Raw genomic sequence first — 18,817 nt, 5'->3', positions numbered from 1 at the left:
GCCCCCCCCGGCGGGCCCCCCCGGCCCCACCGCGGCGGGGGGCGCCCTCCTGCGTCGTCCGGAAGGCTCCGCGCGCTCAGCGGCCGAGCAGCCGGTCCGCGAGGCCGCCCACCGCGGCGGCCGCCCCGCGTTGCAGCTGCGGGCCGAAGGTGATCCTCGTCGCGCCCAGCTCGCCGAGCCTGCGGGTGACGGCCGGGCCGTCGGGCGCGGACAGGGCGTTCAGCGGCACCGGGACTCCGGCGGCCAGACGGGGAAGGTCCTCCGCCGGGGCCATGATCGGATAGACGCAGTCCGCGCCGGCCTCGGCGTAGAGCCGGGCCCGGGTGACCGTCTCCGTGACCACGTCCACGATGTCCGGGGCCCCGTGGATGTACGTGTCCACACGGGCGTTGACGAAGAGCAGCCCGCCCGCCGCGGCGCGCACCTCCGCGAGCCGGTCGGCCTGCCGTCGCGGGTCCACGAGCACCCCGCCGACGGAGTCCTCCAGATTGCAGCCGACCGCTCCCGCCTCCAGGAGTCGCTCGACGAGTTCGTCCGGGGCGAGGCCGTACCCGGCCTCCACGTCCGCCGACACGGGAACGGACACCGCTCGGGCGATCCGGGACACAGCCGCGAACATCTCGGCGGCGGGCGTCCGGCCGTCGGCGTACCCCAGGGAGGCGGCGACACCGGCGCTGGGCGTGGCCAGGGCCGGGAAGCCCGCTTCCTCGAACACACGGGCACTCGCGGCGTCCCACGGGCCGGGAAGGACCAGCGGATCACCTGGCGGCCGGCCGTGGTGCAGGGCACGGAAGACGGACGCGTTCTCGTTCATCGGAGCTCCGGGCGGGTGAGAGGGAACGGGGCGGGTGCGGTGGCGTGGAGGAGCGGGGCCGGGGAGCGTACGGGTCTGGGGCAACGGGGCTGGCTGGGTCTGCGGCTGCGCCTGCGGCTGCGCGAAAGCTGGTGGGGGCGGTGTGGGGGCAGCGGGGGAGTACGAGGAGTGCGGAGCGTGGGGTGAGCTGCCCGGCGGGCGCCCGGGGCGCGGTGCTTCGGCGCCGAGGGAGCCCGGCGGTACTCGACGGCCTTGACGGAAGCGCCGGGTGCTCGGCTTCTGCGCCCGGTGCTCAGCGGGCAGCGCACCGACGCCCGGCATCCGATGCGCGCCGCCCAGGGACCGTCCCCGGCGGGGGCGTTCGGGGCGCTACGAGGCCGCTGCGGATTCCGACTGGATCCGGCCGGGGTTGCCGGTTCCTGCCCGGTCCGGAGGGGACGGTGATCTCTGCGCGGTCCGGCCGGGGTTGCGGGTTCCTGCTCGGTTCGCAGGGAGTGGTCGTTCCTGCGCGGTCTGGTCGGGACAGTGATCTCTGCGCGGTCCGGTCGGCACCGTGATTCCTGCTCGGTTCGCAGGGAGTGGTGGTTCCTGCTTGGTCCGGTCGGGACGGTGGCCTCCGCCCGGTCCGGCCGGGACCGGGATTCCTGCCCGGCGCGGGGATAAGGGTTCCCGCCCGGTCCGAACAGGGCAAGGAGAGCAGACGGGGCGGGGACAGTTCGGTCCCGCCGCCCGGTCCGGACCGGGCGGTGCTTCCTGTTCCGCCCGCGCGGCGACGGCTCAGTGCTTGACGTCGCCGGGCGTGTAGTGGCCCGGGGTCAGGCGGGCGGTCACTCCGAACCGGTTCCAGGCGTTGATCACCGTGATCGCGGCGATCAGCTGGGCGAGCTCGGCCTCCTCGAAGAGCTCGGCGGCGTCCGCGTAGACGTCGTCCGGTACGAAACCGTCGGTCAGGACCGTCACCGCCTCCGTCAGCCGGATCGCCGCCAGCTCCTTGGGCGTGTAGAAGTGCTGAGACTCCTCCCAGGCGCTGAGCTGGATGATCCGCTCGACGGACTCGCCCGCCGCGAGGGCGTCCTTCGAGTGCATGTCCAGGCAGAAGGCGCAGTGGTTGAGCTGCGACGCGCGGATCTTCACCAATTCCAGCAACGTCGGGTCGAGTCCCTTACGGGACGCCGCGTCCAGCCGGACCATGGCCTTGTAGACATCGGGGGCGAGCTGGGTCCACGGGAGCCGGGCAGGGTGCTCCGGAGCGTTGCCGGTGGGTCCTTCGTGATGCGTGTGCGTGGTCATGGGTACGACGCTAATGGCCGGATGGCGCACCGGTATGGTCCATTTCCATGACAGATTCCTGGGCCGCTTTCGGCGCCGACCTGCACATCGAACCGGTCGGCACGGGCCTGCGCAGCGGTCTGATGAACGCGCTGAGGGACGCCGTGCGCACCGGACGGCTGACCCCCGGAACCAGGCTGCCCTCCTCCCGGACGCTCGCCGCGGACCTCGGCATCGCCCGCAACACCGTCGCCGACGCGTACGCCGAGCTCGTGGCCGAGGGCTGGCTCACCGCCCGCCAGGGTTCGGGAACCAGGGTCGCGCAGCGGGCCGCGGCGCCCGGGCCGGCCACGACGGGTGCGAGGACCCGGCGGGTGCGCCGCAGGCCCGTCCACAACCTGATGCCGGGGTCGCCCGACCTCTCGTCCTTCCCGCGCGCCGAGTGGCTCAAGGCCGCCCGGCGCGCGCTCACCGCCGCTCCCGACGCGGCCTTCGGCTACGACGATCCGCAGGGCCGCATCGAACTGCGGAGCGTGCTGGCGGACTACCTGGCGCGGGCGCGCGGCGTGTACGCCGACCCGCACCGCATCGTGATCTGCTCCGGGTTCGTCCATGGGCTCACGCTGATGGGGAAGGTACTGCGGCGCCGTCGGGTACAGGAGGTCGCCGTCGAGTCGTACGGGCTGGACATCCACCGGAACCTCCTGGCCGACGCCGGCCTGCGCACCCCGTGCCTTCCGGTGGACGCCCTGGGGGCCAGGACCGGGTCGCTGGCAGGGGAGCCGGGTGTGGGCGCGATGCTGCTGACACCCGCCCACCAGTTCCCCACGGGCGTCCCGCTGCACCCCGACCGCCGGGCCGAGGCCGTCGACTGGGCACGGTCCTCGGGCGGCCTGATCCTGGAGGACGACTACGACGGCGAATTCCGTTACGACCGCCAGCCGGTGGGTGCCCTCCAGGGGCTCGATCCCGAACGGGTCGTCTACATGGGAACGGCCAGCAAGTCCCTGGCCCCCGGGCTGCGGCTGGCCTGGATGGTGCTGCCGGAGGGACTGGTGGAGGAGGTCTGCGCCGCGAAGGGCGGCTTCGAGTGGATGTCCGGGTCGCCGGACCAGCTGACGCTCGCGGAGTTCATCGCGTCGGGGGCGTACGACCGGCACGTACGGGCCATGCGCCTGCGCTACCGGCGCCGCCGCGACCAGCTCGTCGACGCGCTCGCCGGACTGGCCCCGGATCTCCGGGTGAGCGGCATCGCCGCAGGGCTGCACGCCGTGCTCGAACTTCCGCCCGGGACCGAGCAGTCGGTCGCCCAGGCGGCCGCCTGGCAAGGGCTCGCCCTGGAACGGCTCTCACGCTTCCGTCACCCTGACGCGGAACCGGACACCCAACCGGCCACGCAACCTGACCCCGAGTCGGGCATGAGGCCTGCCCCACAACCGGCCGGGGAGCCGGGCGTAGGACCTGGCCCGGTTGCGGAGCCGGAGCCGCCGGAGCCGGGCGTGGCACCGAGCGCGGCACCTGGCCTGGCACCGGGCGCGGCGCCGGGCCTGGCGCCGAGCGAAGCACCCGGCCTGGCACCAGGCCGCGACGGGCTGGTCATCGGCTACGGCACGCCGTCGGAGAGTGGCTGGGCCGGTGCCCTGGACGCGCTCCGCCGGGTACTCCCGTAGACGTACCGCCGGACGCTGCGACCACCGGGCGGAGCCGGATGTTCCGTTGTCGAGGGCAGGCAGGCGGATGAGAGGAGTGAGCGGCGCCGGGTTTCGGCCACCGGAGTCATGCATCTAATCTGACTGGCAGTTCACGGGTACGTGAACCGGCTCTTGGTTGTGACGGGGGAGAACAGAACATGGACAGGCGCACATTGAGGTCGGGCACCGTCGTGCTCGGCGGCATGGGTGTACTCGCGGCGACGCTCACCGCGTGCGGTTCGGAACCGGACAAGCGGTGCGTGGATCGCGTGACCCGGGAGATCCTGCCGAGTTACGAGTGCAAGAACAGCAACGGCAGCGGTTCGTACTACTACGGCGGCAACAGCAAGAAGAACCGTGTCTCGGGCGGCAGTTTCGACAAGTCGGCCGTCGATCGCGGCGGGTTCGGTTCCTCCAGCTCCAGCGGCGGCTGACACCCGATGGAACGCCGCACCACGGAGCCGCGCCCCGGCTGGCAGCAGACCGTCGAGGAGCAGGGGCTGATCTACCCCCTGACGCGCTACCCGGACGGATCCCTGCGCCCCTACTGGGACGAGAGCGCCTACTACGTCTTCTCCCTGCCCGAGGTCGAGGCACTGGAAGAGGTCGTGGAGGAACTCCACACGATGTGTCTGGCCGCCGCCGCACACATCGTCGAGCACGACCGCTTCGCCGCCCTCGGCATCACCGACCCCCGGCTGGTGCGCCTGATCGCCGAGTCCTGGCGACGCCGAGCCGAACTCCCGTCCCTGTACGGAAGGTTCGACCTGCGGTACGACGGGACCGGTCCGGCCAGGATGCTGGAGTACAACGCGGACACCCCCACCTCGCTGGTGGAGGCCGCCAGCCCCCAGTGGTTCTGGATGGAGGACCGCTTCCCCGGAGCCGACCAGTGGAACTCCCTCCACGAGCGGCTCGTCGAGGCGTGGAAGCGACAGGCACCTCTGCTGCCGCCGGGTCCCCTGCACTTCGCCCACTCCGACGGTGACGAGCTGGGCGAGGACCTGATGACGGTGGCCTATCTGCGGGAAACCGCGGCGCAGGCCGGCATCGAGACCGAGGCGCTCTCCGTCGAACGGATCGGCTGGGACCAGCTCACCGGCCGGTTCGTCGACGAGAGGCTCCGCTTCATCCGCAGCTGCTTCAAGCTGTACCCGTGGGAATGGCTGACGACGGACCGTTTCGGCCCGCACGTGCTGACCACCCTCGACAACGGCGGTGGCACGGGCAGCACCTGCTGGATCGAGCCCGCCTGGAAGATGCTCCTCTCCAACAAGGCCCTGCTGGCCATCCTCTGGGAGCTGTATCCGGGGCACCCCAACCTCCTCCCCGCCTACCTCGACGGCCCCCGCGAACTGGCGGGGCCCGGCGGAGCGGGCTACGTCGCCAAGCCGCTGCTCGGCCGTGAGGGCGCCGGAGTCACCGTCCACGAACCGGGCAGCGCACCCGTGCTCCGCGACGAGCCCTGCTGCTACCAGGAGCTGGCACCCCTGCCCGACTTCGCGGGCAACCGCACCGTGCTCGGCGCCTGGGTGGTCGACAACGAGTCCGCGGGGCTCGGCATCCGGGAATCGGCGGGGCTGGTCACGGACGAGTACGCCCGCTTCCTGCCCCACGTCATCCTCTGAGCCGACGTCCGGCGCCCCGCCGGACCGGGGTCGTCAGCCGGCCAGCACGCCGCGGAGCTGCTCCAGGCCCCAGTCCAGGTCCTCCTTGCTGATCACCAGGGGCGGGGCGATCCTGATCGTGGAGCCGTGGGTGTCCTTGACCAGCACCCCCCGGTCCATCAGCTTCTCCGAGATCTCCCGGCCCGTACCGAGCGCAGGGGAGATGTCGACCCCCGCCCACAGGCCCCGCCCCCGCACGGCCTGCACCGAGCCGCCGGTCAGCAGCCCCAGCTCGTGGTGGAGGTGGTCGCCCAGCTCCGCCGCGCGCTGCTGGAACTCGCCGGTGCGCAGCATCGCGACCACCTCCAGAGCGACCGCGCAGGCCAGCGGATTCCCGCCGAACGTGGACCCGTGCTCGCCCGGCCGGTAGACGCCCAGGACCGCCGCGGAGGAGACGACCGCCGAGACGGGCACGACACCGCCGCCCAGTGCCTTGCCCAGCACATACATGTCAGGGACGACGCCCTCGTGCTCACAGGCGAAGGTGCGGCCCGTGCGGCCCAGCCCCGACTGGATCTCGTCCGCGATGAACAGGACGTTCCGCTCACGGGTCATCTCCCGCACCCCGGCGAGATAGCCCGGTGGCGGAACCAGCACCCCGGCCTCGCCCTGGATCGGTTCCATCAGCACCGCGACGGTGTTCTCCGTCATCGCTTCGGCGAGCGCGGTGAGATCCCCGTACGGCACGATCTCGAACCCCGGTGTGTACGGGCCGAAGTCGGCACGGGCCTCCTGGTCCGTGGAGAAGCTGACGATCGTGGTGGTCCTGCCGTGGAAGTTGTCGGCGGCGACGATGATCTTCGCCATCCCGTCGGGGACGCCCTTGACGCGGTAACCCCACTTCCGGGCCGTCTTCACCGCCGTCTCCACGGCCTCCGCCCCGGTGTTCATCGGGAGGACCATCTCCATGCCGCAGAGCTCGGCGAGCTGCGTACAGAAGTCCGCGAAGCGGTCGTGGTGGAAGGCGCGCGAGGTCAGCGTCACGCGTTCGAGCTGGACCTTGGCGGCGTCGATCAGCCGCCTGTTGCCGTGCCCGAAGTTGAGCGCCGAATACCCGGCCAGCATGTCGAGGTAACGACGCCCCTCGACATCGGTCATCCAGGCGCCGTCCGCCGAGGCGACGACGACCGGCAACGGGTGGTAGTTGTGCGCGCTGTGCGCCTCGGCGGAGGCGATGGCGGTTTCCGTGGTCGACACGGGGTCTCCGTTCGTCGTGCGGCGTGGGCGGGGTTGTGCCCACTTTGTATCGTCGGTCGTATACAGGACGGGGAAACCTTCTGTGCCCGGCGCGCCCCGCGTCCCCCGCTCCCGTCTCCGCCTCTCGGCTGCTCCCGCCCGGAGCCGCCGAGGGAGCCCGGCCGCCTCCCGGTCCGCTGTCGCTCAGCCGTCGACGAACTTCTGACGGCGACCGGGCTTCCCGGGGCCGGTCCCTGACCGAAGGGCCGCGAGGGCGAGCGCCGAGCCCACCGCGAGGCCGGGTATCGCCCACCACCAGTGGTCCAGGCGTGCGTACATCCCGGCGTCCTCCGGCGTGGACGCCGACATGATCTCCGCCCCGGACGCCGACCCCGTCCGGGGCGCGGACTCCGCAGCCGACGCCCGTCCGTCCCCGTGCCCGAACAGGCCCTCGCCGTCCCAGGGTTCCGGGAAGAGAGCGGGGCTCCCTCCGTCCGCACTCGTCCTGCCCATCAGGCCGAGCTCGCCCAGGAGCGCCACCAACTCCTCCGGTTCGGCGGCCCGGTGCCAGCGTCCCCGGTAGGTGTCGGGGACCTCCGTGGCGGTGTGGATCCAGACGGTGTCCGCCTCCTCACCGGGGAAGACCCGGTCGGTCCTGGCCGGCTGGAGATCGAGTGCCATCCACGTCACGTTGATCTGCCGGGCCCCCACCGAACCGTCCAGGGCGGAAGGCTGCGCCCGCTCGCCCTCCTCACCGGGGCCGAGCAGCTTCTCCAGCGCGCCGAACCTCCGGTCGGAGACGGTGAGAGCGACGGCCTCGCGGCTCGACGGAGAGGTGATCAGCACACTCGTCGCGCCTCCGGCCGAGGCCTCGGAGGCCGGCAGAAGGGCCAGGGCCGATGCCGCCGCGAGAACGACGAGACGACGCCCCCACCGTGCTTCCTTCCCCGTCCCCCCGAAGCCCGCCACAACCCCGCCCCCGCGTCCTGTCCCCGGCTTCCCCCGCAGCTCCGTCCCACCCCCCGGCCGCTCCCGCATGTCGTCCCCCTGTCCGACCCGCCCGGCCCTTCCGGACGGCGTCACCCTGGATACACCGGCCGAGGCCGTCAGGTTCCGTCCGCGCGCCCGGAGGAAACCCCGCCATCCCCGCCCCGCCCCCGAAGCCGCCCCGACTGCCACCCCCGACCGCAGCCGTGGTGCGGCCCACGCCCCCTCAGGTCCCGCCCCGTCACGGCGAACGGCCCCCCACCACGGCGAGCATCCGTCACGGCGAACGAGCCCCCGCCCCCGACGAGTCGGCCGTTCGGAGTGCCGGACACGGCGCCGCCCTGCCGGGAGCACCGCGACCGCTCAGAGGGTGGACTCCGCTATGGCGCGCGCCCGTCGCACGTCGTCCACGCCTTCCAGCCGCAGCGTCATCCCGGCGTCCCGCATCCACAACAGGGTCGGGCCGGCGGTCCGTTCGGTCCTGACCCACCGGCGGCCGTCCTGCCCGGTCAGCATGAACTCCAGGAGATGAGGCTCCGCGAACCACGCCCCGTCCCGCCCGTCCCACCCGTCTCCGTCCTGCCCGTCGCCGTGCAGTTCCACCCACTCCGGCTTGGTGCGCACCTGCTTGGTGACGTACGGATCGAGGCCGGCTTCGAACGCGTCGAGCCGGATCGTCCGCCCGTCGTCCTTCCAGCACAGCGTGATCATCGACCGGCCCTCCGGCAGGCCGGCCACCGCCACGCTGTCCGGCGCCCCGAGCAGGCCCGGCACCACCGGCCGGAACCCCGCCCGCCGGACCGCTTCGGGCATCGGCAGCGGAACGCCGCAGTCCGGCTCCCGCGCCTCCTCGGCCGGTGGGACGCCCGGCGCACCGGGTGCCCGGCGCACGGCGACCCCGCCGAAGTCGAACCAGTCGACGACGGCCGCCCGCACCGGGGGCGTCAGCACCAGCACCACGAGCAGCCCCGCCAGGACGGCCGCCAGAGCCCGCAGGCGTGCGCGGCACCACACGCGGACCCGCTCAAGCCGCCCGGCGGGCTCCCGCACCGGGACGGGCACCCCTTCCGCGACTATCTGCGCCAGGACCCGCTCGGCCATCGTCGCGCCGTCCGTGTCCGGCACGTCCAGACCCGCGCGGAGCGCCATCAGCTCGGCCCGCAGCCGCTCCCGCTGCCCGTTCGCCCGCTCCCCGTCCGCCCGCTGCCCGGGATCCCGCTCCCCGCCGTGTGCCCGCCCGTTCTCCGGCCGCCCCGGCCCCCCGAGGTCATCGCCGCCCGTCGCCCCGTGCACCGCCCTCACCTCCTTCCCGTCCGTCCCGCTCCGGGCCCAGCTGCCCGCCGAGCCGCCGTTCCAGCTTCTTCAGCGCGCGGTTCAGCCGGGACTTCACCGTCCCCCGAGGCCAGCCGAGCGCCTGCGCCGTCTCCGCCTCACCCATCTCCAGCAGATAGCGGCACGTCACCACCCGGCGCTGCTCCTCGCTCAGCTCGTCCAGCGCGGCCGTCAGCAACGCCCTGCGCTCCTGCGCGAGCGCCGCCACCGCCGGGTCGGCCGAATCGGGTATCACCGGATCCGCGCCCTGGTGGCAGGCCTCCCGGCCCGCCACCGCTCGCGCCCGTCCCGCCGAGCGGACCGTGTTTCTCGTCTCATTCATCACGATGCGCAGCAGCCACGGCCTGAAGGGCGCACCGTCCCGGAAACGCCCCAGGGACCGGTACGCCTTGAAGAAGGCGGACTGCACCACGTCCTCCGCGTCGGCCCCCGCGCCGAAGGCGACCGCCGCTCTCAGCGCGACCCCCGTGTGGGCGTGCACCAGCTGTGCGTACGCCTCCGCCTCCCCGGCGCGCACCCGGGCGATCACCGCCGCCTCGCTGTCGTCACGGCCCGTGGACAGCCCTCCGGCATGCCCGACACCGCCGCTCCCACCCCCGACGTCGATGGTGCGGCCCTCCTCCAGGCCCGGCTGCGGAGCCCCGTCCCGCGTCCTCACATCTTTCCTACACCGGTTGCCGGAGATCGGTTCCACACCTGAGACAATGAGTTCATGGCCTCTGATCGACCCCGCGTGCTTTCCGGAATCCAGCCCACCGCAGGCTCGTTCCACCTCGGCAACTATCTCGGTGCGGTCCGCCAGTGGGTGGCGCTGCAGGAGTCCCACGACGCCTTCTACATGGTGGTGGACCTGCACGCGATCACCGTGCCGCAGGACCCGAAGGAACTCCGCGCCAACACCCGCCTCGCGGCGGCCCAGTTGCTGGCGGCCGGGCTCGATCCCGAGCGGTGCACGCTCTTCGTCCAGAGCCACGTCCCCGAACACGCCCAGCTCGGCTGGATCATGAACTGCCTCACCGGCTTCGGCGAGGCGTCCCGCATGACGCAGTTCAAGGACAAGTCGGCCAAGCAGGGCGCCGACCGGGCGACCGTGGGCCTGTTCACCTACCCGGTCCTCCAGGTCGCCGACATCCTGCTGTACCAGGCCAACCAGGTCCCGGTCGGCGAGGACCAGCGCCAGCACATCGAGCTCACCCGGGACCTCGCGGAGCGGTTCAACGGCCGCTTCGGCCGGACGTTCACCGTCCCGGCGCCGTACATCCTCAAGGAGACGGCGAAGATCTTCGACCTCCAGGATCCGGCGATCAAGATGAGCAAGTCGGCGTCCACGCCGAAGGGCCTGATCAACCTCCTCGACGACCCGAAGGTCACCGCCAAGAAGGTCAGGAGCGCGGTGACCGACACGGACACCGTGATCCGCTACGACACGGAGAAGAAGCCCGGCGTCAGCAACCTGCTGAGCATCTACTCCACCCTCACCGGCACCGCCGTCACCGACCTCGAACAGAAGTACGAGGGCAAGGGCTACGGCGCGCTCAAGACGGACCTCGCCGAGGTCATGGTGGAGTTCGTCACCCCGTTCCGGACCCGGACCCAGGAGTACCTGGACGACCCGGAGACCCTGGACGCCCTCCTGGCCAAGGGAGCCGAGAAGGCCAGGACGGTCGCCGCCGAGACGCTGGCGCAGACCTATGACCGGATGGGCCTTCTGCCCGCCAAGCACTGAGTCCAAGGACCCTGGCGAGACCACGGCCGAAGGGGCCACACTGACGTCGGCACGACCGAAGTGCGGCCTGCGAAGATTGAGGAGAACGATGTGGGGACCGTAACGCTTGGCGTTTCGATCGCGGTCCCGGAGCCTTACGGCAGCCTGCTCCAGGAGCGGCGCGCGAGCTTCGGGGACCCTGCCGCGTACGGCATCCCCACCCACGTCACCCTTCTTCCGCCGACCGAGGCCGAGGCGGCCGACCTGCCGGCGATCGAGACCCATCTCTCACAGATCGCCACGGCCGGCCGCCCCTTCCCCGTGCGCCTGTCCGGCACGGGCACCTTCCGCCCGCTCTCCCCGGTCGTCTACGTCCAGGTCGTCGAGGGCGCCTCGGCCTGCTCCTGGCTCCAGAAGCGGGTCCGCGAGGCCTCCGGCCCCCTGGTGCGCGAGCTGCAGTTCCCGTACCACCCGCACGTGACCGTGGCGCACGGCATCGCGGAGGAGGCGATGGACCGCGCGTACGAGGAACTGTCCTCGTACGAGGCGGCCTGGACCTGCGGTTCCTTCGCGCTGTACGAACAGGGCGCGGACGGCGTCTGGCGCAAGATCAACGAGTTCCCCTTCGGCGGCGGCGGGAGCGCGCCCGCCGTACCGGCCCAGGGCGGCAGCTCCATGGACCAGCCGTCCCTGCACCCCTGAGCACGGCACCCTGCCGACCCCGGCCCTACCGCACCGGCAGCCGCCGGAACAGCGGGCGGGGCACGTGCCGCAGGGCCGACATCACGACCCTCAGCGCCCCCGGTACCCACACCGTCTCCGCCCGCCGCGCCAGCCCCGCCACGATCGCGTCCGCGACCGCGCCCGGAGTCGTGGCGAGCGGTGCCTCCTCGCGCCCGGCCGTCATCCGCGACCGCACGAAGCCGGGGCGTACCACCATCACGTGCACGCCCGTCCCGTACAGCGCGTCGCCGAGACCCTGCGCGAAGACGTCCAGGCCCGCCTTGCTGGAGCCGTAGATGAAGTCGGTGCGCCGGGCGCGTTCGCCCGCCACCGAGGAGAGCACCACCAGCGACCCGTGTCCCTGCGCCTGGAGCGCGCCGGCGCACACCAGACCGGCCGAGACCGCCCCCGTGTAGTTGGTCTGCGCCACCCGGACCGCGGACAGGGGCTCCTCCTCGTCGCGCGCCTGGTCGCCCAGCACGCCGAAGGCCATCAGCACCATGTCGATGTCGCCCTCGGTGAAGAGCTTCCCCAGCACCTCCTCGTGGGAGGCGGAGTCGAGGGCGTCGAAGGCGACGGTACGGACGTCGGCGCCCATCCGGCGCAGTTCCGCAGCGGCCTGCTCCAGGGCGGGGGAGGGCCGCCCGGCCAGCAGCACGGTCCGGGTGCGGCGGGCGATCAGCCGGCGCGCGGTGGCCAGGCCGATCTCCGACGTGCCGCCGAGGACGAGCAGGGACTGCGGGGCACCGAAGGCGTCCTTCACGGGATAACTCCTAGCGGGATGACGAGGCGGTGACGGAGCGGGCAGGGCGGCGGCGGGGCCGCGCGGAGGGCGGCGGACGGCCGGGACGGGCGGACACGAACGTGACCGTATCGCCCGGCAAAACCCTTTTGAGGGATTTGTTACAGCGCTCACCGAAATGGGTGACAGGTGGCTCGGGAGGCCGCAGACGTCGGTTTTCCGCGCCCGGACGGGTACGCGTACGTCATGGACTGGCTGAAAAAACTTCCCGTCGTCGGGCCGCTCGTCACACGGCTGATGGAGACGCACGCGTGGCGCTCCTACGAGACGCTGGAACGGGTCCACTGGGCCAGGCTCGCCGCGGCGATCACCTTCCTCAGCTTCCTCGCGCTCTTCCCGCTCATCGCCCTCGGCGCCGCGATCGGCGCCGCGCTGCTCTCCCCCGGCCAGCTCCACAAGATCGAGCACAAGCTCGCCGAACAGGTGCCCGGCATCTCGGACCAGCTCGGCATCGGCAACCTGGTGGCCCACGCGGGCACCGTGGGGGTCGTCGCCGGTCTCCTGCTGCTCTTCACCGGCATCGGCTGGATCGGCTCGATGCGGGACTGCCTGCGCGCCGTCTGGGGCAAGGACGACGTGGACCAGGGGAACCCGGTCGTCCGCAAGATCAAGGACGCCGGTCTGCTGCTCGGCCTCGGTGGCGCGGCCCTCGCGACGATCGCGCTGTCCACCGTCGCCTCCACGGCCATCGGCTGGACGGCCGACCGCCTGGGCATCCCCGGGAACGGCGCGGGCGGGGTGCTGCTCCAGGTGGCGGCCGTGGCCGTGGCGGTCCTCGCCGACTTCCTGATCCTGCTCTACCTGCTGACACTGCTGCCCGGTGTGGAGCCGCCGCGCCGGCGCCTGATCGTGGCCGGGCTGGTCGGCGCGGTCGGCTTCGAGCTGCTCAAACTGCTCCTCGGCAGCTACATGCGGGACGTCGCCTCGAAGAGCATGTACGGCGCCTTCGGCGTGCCGATCGCACTCCTCCTGTGGATCAACTTCAGCGCCAAGCTGCTGCTGGTCTGCGCCGCCTGGACCGCGACACCGGGCAGGGACGGTCCGGCGGACCAGGAGGGCGCGGAGGTCAGCGACGGGGGAGGCGACGCACCAGGTCGGGCAGCGGCCAGCGCCGGTTGACCAGGAACACCCCGGCCGCCAGGGCCACCAGCGCCCCGCCGGCCACCGACAGCGCGGTCAGGATGCCGCTGGAGCCCGCGGCGGCGGCGTGGGCCGTCGCCGCCCCGTGCTTCTCCTTGCCGGCGCCCTGGTCCGTGCCCGGCGCCGTCTCGGAGCCCTTCGCGATCATGGCGGACTTCGGCGGTACCAGTTCGCCGACCGGGGTCACCTTGCCGTTCGCCGCGAAGCCCCAGTCGAGCAGCCCCGCTGCCTCCTTGTAGACGGCGTGGCTCTCCTCGGACGAGGGGTTCATGACCGTCACCAGCAGCACCTTCCCGTTCCGCTCGGCGATTCCGGTGAAGGTGTTGCCCGCGTGGGTGGTGTAGCCGTTCTTGACGCCGGCGATGCCCTTGTACGGCTCCACCCCGATGTCCCCGGTGAGCAGCCGGTTGGTGTTCTGGATCTCGAAGCTTCCCTGCTTGCCCTTCTTCAGCTCCCCCGGGAACTCCGCCGTCGCCGTCGCGGCGTACTCACGGAAGTCCGCCTTCTGCATCCCGCTCCGGGCGAACAGCGTCAGGTCGTACGCGCTGGAGACCTGGTTCGGGGCGTCGTAGCCGTCGGGCGAGACGACCGTGGTGTCCAGGGCCTGGAGCTCGTCGGCGTGACGCTGCATCGCGGCCACCGTCGCGGGCACACCGCCGTACATCTCCGACAGCACGTGCACCGCGTCGTTGCCGGAACGCAGGAACACACCGAGCCACAGGTCGTGGACCGTGTACGAGTGGTCCTCCTTGACGCCGACCAGGCTGCTTCCCTCGCCGACCCCGGAGAGCTCGTCCTCGGTCACCAGGTGGGTCAGGGTCTTGGGCTGCAGAGCGGGCAGGACCGTGTCGGCGAACAGCATCTTCAGGGTGGAGGCGGGCGGCAGCCGCCAGTGCGCGTTGTGAGCGGCGAGCACCTGGCCGTTCTCCGCGTCGGCGACGATCCACGACCGCGCGCTGAGGTCCTTCGGCAGCACCGGCGCGCCCGGCCCCAGGTCGACCTGGGTGCCCACCTGGCCGAGCCGCGCGCCGCCCACGGTCGACATGGGACCGGTCGGCTTCGGCTGTGCGTCGTCGGTCTTGTCCTTGTCGGCCGCCCCCGCGGGACTGACAACAGTTACGGACAGCAAAGCGGCAGAGAGGACCGTCATGACGGTCTTTTTCAGAGCAGGCACGGTCGGAAACGTACAGGGCCTCGCGGGCGATGGGGACCCGGATGGCCTGACCCGCCGTGCATACCGCCAGGACAGCCCACCCCGGGCGATCCGGCCCGAGCGCGGCGGCGATACTGATTCCATGAAGCTCAGCCGCCCCGTCTCCTGGTTCCTGCTCGTCTTCGGAGCGTGGAGCTGGGTCATCTGGGTCACCTTTGTCAAGAATCTCTGGAAGGACGGCAGCGGGCTCGCGTTCGACGACGCGGGCGACCCGACCGCCTACTTCTGGGTCCATCTGCTGCTCGCCGTCACCTCGTTTCTTCTGGGGACGGCTGTAGGGGCCATCGGGTTCCGTGGCGTCAGGGCTTTGCGTCGCGAAGGCAGATAAGGCAGTCGACGGGGCGGGCGCCGGGCGCCGTCCCGACAGGATCGTTTCAGCGGGGGAGCGTACGTGGTTGTGGTCTTCGTAGTCGTGGCGGTCGCGGTTCTCGCGCTGCTCGCCGGTGTGCACCGGTACGTGTGGCGCAGGCTGATCGGTGACACGACGGAGAAGGGCAGCCTCGCGCGCCGTGCGGGCACCGTCGCGGCCTTCGTGCTGCCGCTGCTGACCGTCGGCGCGTTCGTCTCGGGCCGGGCGGGCTTCCCCTTCCTGGTGCAGCAGATCCTGGCCTGGCCGGGCTACCTCTGGCTGGCCTGCCTGCTCTACCTGACGCTGGCGCTGCTGGTGGGAGAGGCCGTCCGCCCCCTGCTGCGCCGGGTGCTCGCCCGCCGCGCCGGGACAGCCGGTGCGCCGCCCGCCGAGCAGGGCGAGCCGGCCGATCAGACCCAGCAGACCGAGCAGACCGGGCGTGCGGACCTGCCCGCCGCCGCTTCCACCGCGGCCGTGTCCGCCGATCCCGGTCCTGGTCCCGGGGCCGGGAGCAGCCGTACGGACCTCGCGGCGCCCGCCGAGGTCCCCGCCCCGTCGTCCGTCGCCGACCCCTCGCGGCGGCTGTTCGTCGCCCGCGCCGTGGGCGGCGCGGCCGCCCTCGCCGGACTCGCAACGGTCGGCCACGGCACCTACGGCGTACTGCGCGGCCCCCGCACCAAGCGGATCACCGTCCGGCTCGCCGGGCTGCCGCGCTCCGCCCACGGCTTCCGGATCGCCGTGGTCAGCGACATCCACCTCGGCCCCATCCTGGGCCGCGCCCACACGCGGCGGATCGTGGACGCGGTCAACGCCACCGGTGCCGACCTGGTCGCCGTGGTCGGAGACCTCGTCGACGGGTCCGTGGCCGATCTCGGTCACGCGGCCGAGCCGCTCGCCGGGCTGGAGGCGCGCCACGGCAGCTACTTCGTCACCGGCAACCACGAGTACTTCTCCGGCGCGGCCCAGTGGGTCGACCACGTACGCGAACTGGGCCTGCACCCGCTGGAGAACGCCCGCGTGGAGGTCGCCGGCTTCGACCTCGCCGGAGTCAACGACGTCGCGGGCGAGAGCGAGGGCCAGGGCCCCGACTTCGCCCGCGCGCTCGGTGACCGCGACCGCAGCCGTGCCTCCGTCCTGCTCGCGCACCAGCCCGTGGTCATCGACGACGCCGTCGAGTACGGCGTCGGCCTCCAGCTCTCCGGCCACACCCACGGAGGGCAGCTCTGGCCCGGGAACCTGCTGGCCGGGCTGGCCAACCCCACGGTCGCCGGGTACGAGCGCTACGGCGACACACAGCTCTACGTCTCGCGCGGCGCGGGCGCCTGGGGGCCGCCCGTCCGCGTCGGCGCCCCCTCCGACATCACGGTGGTGGAACTCGCTTCCCCGCAGGCCTGACCGCGAAACCTGTGAGCCTTGACCCTGGCCTTCCATATGTGAATATCGTGTGATTGGGTGAGGGTGAACATGCGGCGTTGATGTGCCTCTCTGTGCACGCGAGCCGGGGTGGGGTTGGCAAGGGAGCACGGCACATGCGATTCATCCGTCTACGGATTCTCGCGATTCTGGCGGTACTGGTCGTCGCAGGCGTCGGAGCCTGGCAACTGCTCCCCTCGGACGAGGCGAACGAGTCCGCGATCACGGTCGGCACGTCCGACGAGGTCACCTCGCTCGACCCCGCCGGCGCCTACGACGCGGGTTCCTGGGCGATCTACAGCAATCTGTACCAGTCCCTGATGACCTTCAGGTCCGGGGCCGTCGTGCCGGAGCCGGACGCGGCCGAGAGCTGCGGCTTCGTCGGCCAGAAGCTCCAGACGTACCAGTGCAGGATGCGGGACGACCTGACCTTCTCCAACGGCCGCAAGATCACGGCGGAGGACGTCAAGTACTCCTTCGAGCGGATGCTCAGGATCAAGGCCGACGCCGGTCCCTCGGTGCTCTTCCCCAGCCTCGACACCATCGTGTCCGAGGGCCGCACGGTCACCTTCAACCTCTCGGCCAGGGACGCGACGTTCCCGCAGAAGCTGGCCACCGGCGCCGGATCCATCGTCGACCGCACCCGCTACCCCAAGGACAAGCTCCGCACGGACGACCTGGTCGACGGCTCTGGTCCGTACACCCTGAAGTCGTTCGAGTCCGGCGTCAGCGCGGAACTGGTCCCCAACCCGACGTACAAGGGCGCACTGAAGAAGACGGGCGTCCCCGTGGCCATCCGCTACTTCGAGGGGTCCGAGGCGCTCCAGGCCGCCTGGACGGCCGGGGACGTCGACGTCACGCACCGTCAGCTCCCGTCCGAGCAGCTCGCCAAGCTCGACCCGGGGGCGAGCGACCAGCGCGTCACCGAGGCGGACAGCGCGGAGATCCGCAACCTCGTCTTCAACGTCCGTGACGGCGCGCCGCTCGCCGACAAGCGGGTCCGCCAGGCCATCGCCTGGATCATCGACCGCGGGCCGCTGGTCACCAAGGTCTACCGCAACACCGTCGAACCGCTCTACTCCCTGATCCCGCAGGGCTACATCGGCCACAGCACCCCCTTCTTCGACTCCTACCCGCAGTCGGACCCGAAGCGGGCCAGGCAGCTGATGCAGGAGGCCGGGGTGGATCTGCCCATGCACATCACCTTCGCCCACCGCGACGACGACGCCAACAAGGAGGAGTCCGCCGAGCTGGTCCGCCAGCTGGAGAAGGACGGCCTGTTCAAGGTGACGGAGAAGGCCGTGGAGTGGCAGGCCTTCCAGAAGGGCTACGCGGCCGGTCAGTACGACGCCTACACGCTCGGCTGGCTCCCCGACTTCCCCGACCCCGACACCTTCAGCCAGCCGCTGGTCGGCCGCGACAGCTCCCTCCACAACGGCTACACCAGCTCGAAGATGGACGCGCTGATCTCGGCGACGCAGCAGTACAGCGACCGCGGGCGCACCTCCGCCGACTTCAAGGAACTCCAGCAGCTGGTCGGCGAGGACGTGCCGCTGGTCCCGCTGTGGCAGAAGAAGGACTACGTCGTCAGCAAGCAGTCCGTGTCCGGATCCCAGTACCTCTCCGACGGCACGGGGATCTGGCGGCTGTGGGAACTCAGCTGGATCTGACGTCCCGCGCGACCCGCGAGGACGCCCCGGGCAGGAACTCCACCAGCACGTCGTGGATCTGCCGCACGAGCGGTCGCAGCACCCGGAAACGGGAGAGCGTGATCGCCCGGGCGGCGATCGGCGCGGTGCGCTCCACGAGCCGGCGGCTGCGCTCCGTGCCCTCGGACCGGTCGTAGACCCAGAACAGCACCAGGCCCATCTGCATCAGCCACATCAACTGCGGCAGCAGTCGGGCCAGTTCCGGATCGGCCTTGGCCGAGGAGCCGGACAGGCAGCGCTCGTGCACCGCGATCACCGCCTCGCGGGCCGCGGCCGAATCCGGTGAGAAGGGTGAGAGCGGGCTGTCCGGGTCGGCCGCGTTCTTGAAGAACTGCGTGGCGAAGCGGTGGTACGGCCCGGCCACGTCCAGCCAGCTGAGCAGCACGCCCCGGATGCGCACGGTGAGGTCCCGGTCGCCGGCCAGTACGGGCTGCACCGCCGCCTCGTGCTCGGCGGCCAGCCGGTCGTAGAAGCCCTGGACCAGGTGTTCCTTGGACGAGAAGTAGTAGTAGGCGTTGCCCACGGAGACGCCCGCCTCCTGGGCGACGGCCCGCATCGTCGTCCGGTCGTAGCCGCGTTCCTCGAAGAGCCTGAGCGCGGTCTCCAGGATCAGGGTGCGGGTCTGTTCGCTCTTCGGGGCCTTGGGCCTCCTGGCGGCCCTGCCGTCTCCGGCCGTTCGCGAACCGTCCGCGTCCGCCGCGTCCTTCTCATGCTTCACCACACTCCCCAGGCTATCCGGCGGCCGCCTCCGCCGGAGCCGGGCGCCCGGCCGGTGCCGCGCTCCGGCGCGCCACCGGAACGCCGTGCACGGGGAGGGAGGGAGGCTG

Annotated in this window: 18 protein-coding genes; 9 read left to right on the top strand and 9 right to left on the bottom strand. The window is 71.9% G+C overall.

What is annotated here, in order from left to right; translation table 11 throughout:
• Positions 1-76 precede the first annotated feature (76 nt).
• Both ACFVS9_RS32120 and ACFVS9_RS32115 read right to left on the bottom strand, forming a co-directional pair.
• Positions 77-814 carry an isocitrate lyase/phosphoenolpyruvate mutase family protein gene (locus tag ACFVS9_RS32120; RefSeq protein ID WP_389938165.1) on the bottom strand — a complete coding sequence of 246 codons (738 nt, stop codon included), beginning with the start codon at positions 812-814 and terminating at the stop codon, positions 77-79.
• A 777-nt stretch (positions 815-1,591) separates the two neighbouring features.
• On the bottom strand, positions 1,592-2,104 hold the full coding sequence (locus tag ACFVS9_RS32115) for a carboxymuconolactone decarboxylase family protein (RefSeq protein WP_383115642.1): 513 nt from the start codon (positions 2,102-2,104) through the stop codon (positions 1,592-1,594).
• Between the two features lie 47 nt (positions 2,105-2,151).
• On the opposite strand from ACFVS9_RS32115, the gene ACFVS9_RS32110 reads away from it, so the two are divergent.
• From ACFVS9_RS32110 to ACFVS9_RS32100, 3 genes are all read left to right on the top strand, one after another.
• Positions 2,152-3,753, top strand: a complete 1,602-nt coding sequence (locus tag ACFVS9_RS32110) for a PLP-dependent aminotransferase family protein (RefSeq protein ID WP_389938162.1) — start codon at positions 2,152-2,154, stop codon at positions 3,751-3,753.
• Positions 3,754-3,932: 179 nt separating this feature from the next.
• Entirely contained in the window at positions 3,933-4,208 is a 276-nt protein-coding gene (locus ACFVS9_RS32105) for a hypothetical protein (protein WP_383115640.1), read from the top strand.
• A 6-nt stretch (positions 4,209-4,214) separates the two neighbouring features.
• Entirely contained in the window at positions 4,215-5,402 is a 1,188-nt protein-coding gene (locus ACFVS9_RS32100; RefSeq protein WP_389938159.1) for a glutathionylspermidine synthase family protein, read from the top strand.
• Between the two features lie 33 nt (positions 5,403-5,435).
• Here the strand turns inward: ACFVS9_RS32100 and rocD are convergent, their stop codons facing one another.
• The 4 genes from rocD to ACFVS9_RS32080 all read right to left on the bottom strand — a co-directional run bounded on the left by rocD (position 5,436) and on the right by ACFVS9_RS32080 (position 9,594).
• Entirely contained in the window at positions 5,436-6,638 is a 1,203-nt protein-coding gene (gene rocD, locus ACFVS9_RS32095; RefSeq protein WP_389938156.1) for an ornithine--oxo-acid transaminase, read from the bottom strand.
• A gap of 183 nt (positions 6,639-6,821) precedes the next feature.
• The gene (locus ACFVS9_RS32090; protein WP_383115637.1) at positions 6,822-7,463 is read right to left on the bottom strand and encodes a hypothetical protein; all 642 of its coding nucleotides are present in this window, start codon (positions 7,461-7,463) and stop codon (positions 6,822-6,824) included.
• Positions 7,464-7,967: 504 nt separating this feature from the next.
• Positions 7,968-8,897 (bottom strand): hypothetical protein, encoded by a 930-nt coding sequence (locus tag ACFVS9_RS32085; protein ID WP_389938152.1) that lies wholly within the window; start codon positions 8,895-8,897, stop codon positions 7,968-7,970.
• Positions 8,872-9,594, bottom strand: coding sequence for an RNA polymerase sigma factor (locus tag ACFVS9_RS32080; protein ID WP_389938149.1), 723 nt, complete (start codon positions 9,592-9,594; stop codon positions 8,872-8,874). Before ACFVS9_RS32080 ends, ACFVS9_RS32085 begins: the two co-directional genes overlap by 26 nt.
• Before the next feature lie 54 nt (positions 9,595-9,648).
• Here ACFVS9_RS32080 and trpS point away from each other — a divergent pair, with 54 nt between their 5' ends.
• Both trpS and ACFVS9_RS32070 read left to right on the top strand, forming a co-directional pair.
• Positions 9,649-10,662 (top strand): tryptophan--tRNA ligase, encoded by a 1,014-nt coding sequence (trpS, locus tag ACFVS9_RS32075; RefSeq protein ID WP_383115634.1) that lies wholly within the window; start codon positions 9,649-9,651, stop codon positions 10,660-10,662.
• 90 nt (positions 10,663-10,752) lie between these two features.
• Positions 10,753-11,343 (top strand): 2'-5' RNA ligase family protein, encoded by a 591-nt coding sequence (locus tag ACFVS9_RS32070; protein WP_383115633.1) that lies wholly within the window; start codon positions 10,753-10,755, stop codon positions 11,341-11,343.
• Between the two features lie 25 nt (positions 11,344-11,368).
• Here ACFVS9_RS32070 and ACFVS9_RS32065 read toward each other — a convergent pair whose 3' ends face one another.
• Complete coding sequence (locus ACFVS9_RS32065; RefSeq protein ID WP_383115632.1) at positions 11,369-12,127, bottom strand: decaprenylphospho-beta-D-erythro-pentofuranosid-2-ulose 2-reductase; 759 nt, start codon at positions 12,125-12,127, stop codon at positions 11,369-11,371.
• 225 nt (positions 12,128-12,352) lie between these two features.
• On the opposite strand from ACFVS9_RS32065, the gene ACFVS9_RS32060 reads away from it, so the two are divergent.
• Complete coding sequence (locus ACFVS9_RS32060) at positions 12,353-13,285, top strand: YihY/virulence factor BrkB family protein (RefSeq protein ID WP_383115631.1); 933 nt, start codon at positions 12,353-12,355, stop codon at positions 13,283-13,285.
• Here ACFVS9_RS32060 and ACFVS9_RS32055 read toward each other — a convergent pair.
• Positions 13,233-14,480, bottom strand: coding sequence for a D-alanyl-D-alanine carboxypeptidase family protein (locus ACFVS9_RS32055; RefSeq protein WP_383115630.1), 1,248 nt, complete (start codon positions 14,478-14,480; stop codon positions 13,233-13,235). The two genes, ACFVS9_RS32060 and ACFVS9_RS32055, sit on opposite strands and share 53 nt — an antisense overlap.
• 121 nt (positions 14,481-14,601) lie before the next feature.
• Here ACFVS9_RS32055 and ACFVS9_RS32050 point away from each other — a divergent pair, with 121 nt between their 5' ends.
• The 3 genes from ACFVS9_RS32050 to ACFVS9_RS32040 all read left to right on the top strand — a co-directional run bounded on the left by ACFVS9_RS32050 (position 14,602) and on the right by ACFVS9_RS32040 (position 17,951).
• Entirely contained in the window at positions 14,602-14,847 is a 246-nt protein-coding gene (locus ACFVS9_RS32050; RefSeq protein ID WP_351285470.1) for an SCO4848 family membrane protein, read from the top strand.
• A 63-nt stretch (positions 14,848-14,910) separates the two neighbouring features.
• Positions 14,911-16,263, top strand: coding sequence for a metallophosphoesterase (locus tag ACFVS9_RS32045; protein WP_389938144.1), 1,353 nt, complete (start codon positions 14,911-14,913; stop codon positions 16,261-16,263).
• A 134-nt stretch (positions 16,264-16,397) separates the two neighbouring features.
• On the top strand, positions 16,398-17,951 hold the full coding sequence (locus ACFVS9_RS32040; protein WP_383115628.1) for an ABC transporter substrate-binding protein: 1,554 nt from the start codon (positions 16,398-16,400) through the stop codon (positions 17,949-17,951).
• On the opposite strand, the gene ACFVS9_RS32035 is transcribed toward ACFVS9_RS32040, so the two are convergent.
• On the bottom strand, positions 17,938-18,711 hold the full coding sequence (locus tag ACFVS9_RS32035) for a TetR family transcriptional regulator (protein ID WP_389938141.1): 774 nt from the start codon (positions 18,709-18,711) through the stop codon (positions 17,938-17,940). The two genes, ACFVS9_RS32040 and ACFVS9_RS32035, sit on opposite strands and share 14 nt — an antisense overlap.
• Between the last annotated feature and the right edge of the window lie 106 nt (positions 18,712-18,817).

The sequence above is a fragment of the Streptomyces sp. NPDC058008 genome, from assembly GCF_042886395.1.
Classification (GTDB): domain Bacteria; phylum Actinomycetota; class Actinomycetes; order Streptomycetales; family Streptomycetaceae; genus Streptomyces.
The sequence above is the reverse complement of the archived record's forward strand: the minus strand, read 5'-3'. Positions and strand labels throughout refer to the sequence as shown.